The following is a 2,117-nucleotide window of genomic DNA, read 5'->3' as shown; positions in this document are numbered from 1 at the left end:
TCCCCCCCCTCCCCCCCCCCCCCCCCCCCTCCCCCCCCCCCCCCCCCCCCCCCCCCCCCCCCCCCCCCCCCCCCCCCCGGTGCCACGGCGCCGGTGCCGGCCAACGACGTCCGGCCGTACCACAGATGACGTGTCACACACGAAGGAGAATGCGCATCCATCCCTGCCGAGTGAAGCCCTCCCGACCCTCCGCGCGGTCGAAGGCGGTGGCCCGTGGGACACGCTGACACCCTGCTCGCCATGGGCGGCGCCTTTCTGGCCGCCGCGTTCCTCGCCCGCCTCGGCGGCAGGATCGGACTTCCGACGATCCCCCTGTTCATGCTCGCCGGCATCCTGCTCGGCCCCCACACCCCCGGGTTCGTCCTGGTGGAGGACGCGCACGACTTCGAGATGCTCTCCGCGCTCGGACTGGTGCTGCTGCTCTTCTACCTGGGCCTGGAGTTCCACCTCGACGACCTCAAGAACGGCGGCAAACGGCTGCTGACCGCCGGCGGCGTCTACCTGCTGCTGAACGTCGGCGCCGGGCTCGGCTTCGGCTTCGTCCTCGGCTGGGGAGTGCGCGAGGCGCTGGTGCTCGCCGGCGTGCTCGGCATCTCCTCCTCCGCGATCGTCACCAAGATCCTCATCGACCTGGGCCGGATCGGCCGCCCGGAGACCCGTCTCATCCTCGGCGTCATCGTCGTGGAGGACATCTTCCTCGCGCTGTACCTGGCCGCCCTCCAGCCGGTCGTCGCGGGCGCGCACGGCGCCTGGGACATGGCCCTGCAGGCCGGCAAGGCCTTCGGTTTCCTGCTGGTGCTGGCCGCCGCGGCCCGCTACGGCACCCGGCTCGTGGGCCGCCTGATCGCGACCCGGGACAACGAACTGCTCGTCATCAGCTTCCTCGGGGCCGCGGTGCTCGTGGCCGGAATCTCCGAGGTCCTCGGCGTCGCCGACGCCATCGGTGCCTTCATGGTCGGGCTGATCCTCGCGGGCACCCCCTCCGGACCACGGATCCGCGAACTGGTGCACCCGCTCCGGGACGCCTTCGCGGCGATCTTCTTCTTCGCCTTCGGACTCGCCATCGACCCCGGCGACCTCGCCACCGTCGCCGGCCCGGTCGCCGCGGCGGCGGCACTGACCGTCGTCATGAACGTCATCGCCGGGCTGTGCGTCGCCCGTGTGTACGGTTACGGCTCCGAACCGGCCGCGGAGATCGCCACCACCCTGGTCGCCCGGGGGGAGTTCGCGCTCATCCTGGCCGCCATGGCCGCGGGCGCGGGCCTCGACGGGCGGCTCGCTCCCTTCATCGCCGGATACGTCCTCGTCCTCGCCGTCCTCGGTCCCGTCGTCGCGGGACGGGCGTACGTGCTCGCCGGCGCCCTGCGGGCCGCCGGGAGGCTGCTCCCCGGGTCGAGGACGCCCGCCACGGCGCCGGACGGCGGGCCCGGCGCGGACGCGGAAGCGGACGAACCGTCGGCGCCGGCGTCGGACCGGGCTCCGGCCTCGACATCGGCCTCGGCTTCGACTGCGGCCCCGACTTCTGCCTCGTCCTCGGAGCACGCGGGAGTCGACCGGTAGGCCCGGGGAGGGCCCCGGCGACGGGGGCCGGCGGTTCGGACAGCGGCCGGTGCGGGAGGACTTGCACGGCCGGGGTGCGCGCGGACACGGTCCCGGCCGGTGGGCGGTGGGCCCCGGTACCACCGCCCCGGCCGGTACGTCACTGCGCGCCGCGGTGGGACAATCTGCCCGCAGGGCCGGTGTCCGACGCCGTGGTCGGAGCCGTCCGGGACCGGAAGGAGCCGTCAGCATGATCGAGTGGGTGCCCCTGGGCAGCGGTGCCAGACCCGTCCCCCGGCCGGTCGCGGCTCCGCTGGTGTGGGCGGGAGCGTTCGGCGGCGCCCTCGCCCTGGTGGCGCTCCTCAACGGCACCGTGGGCGCGGGCCGTCCGGGAGTGGCACTGGCCGTGCTCTCCCTGCTGGCGGCCCTGCTCGGACTCCGCGCCCGCTTCACGGCCGCTCCCGGAACGGCCCTCCTGTGCTGGCTGTCCCTCAACGGCTTCGCCGTCCCGCCGGCCGGCACGCTGACCTGTGGATGCCGTCTGGCCCCTGTCTTGTTGTGGTGGTTTTTCGTTGCTG

General features: G+C 74.4%; 2 protein-coding genes. Both read left to right on the top strand.

Translation table 11 applies throughout. From position 1 onward, the window contains the following. The first annotated feature begins 213 nt into the window (after window positions 1–213). Complete coding sequence (locus ACZ7G3_RS34920; RefSeq protein WP_470930637.1) at window positions 214–1,560, top strand: cation:proton antiporter; 1,347 nt, start codon at window positions 214–216, stop codon at window positions 1,558–1,560. 229 nt (window positions 1,561–1,789) lie between these two features. Beyond that, window positions 1,790–2,117, top strand: a 328-nt coding sequence (locus tag ACZ7G3_RS34915) for a hypothetical protein (RefSeq protein WP_470930635.1), incomplete at its 3' end; no start/stop codon positions are given.

It is taken from the genome of Streptomyces sp. NPDC037271, from assembly GCF_055603605.1.
The sequence above is the reverse complement of the archived record's forward strand: the minus strand, read 5'-3'. Positions and strand labels throughout refer to the sequence as shown.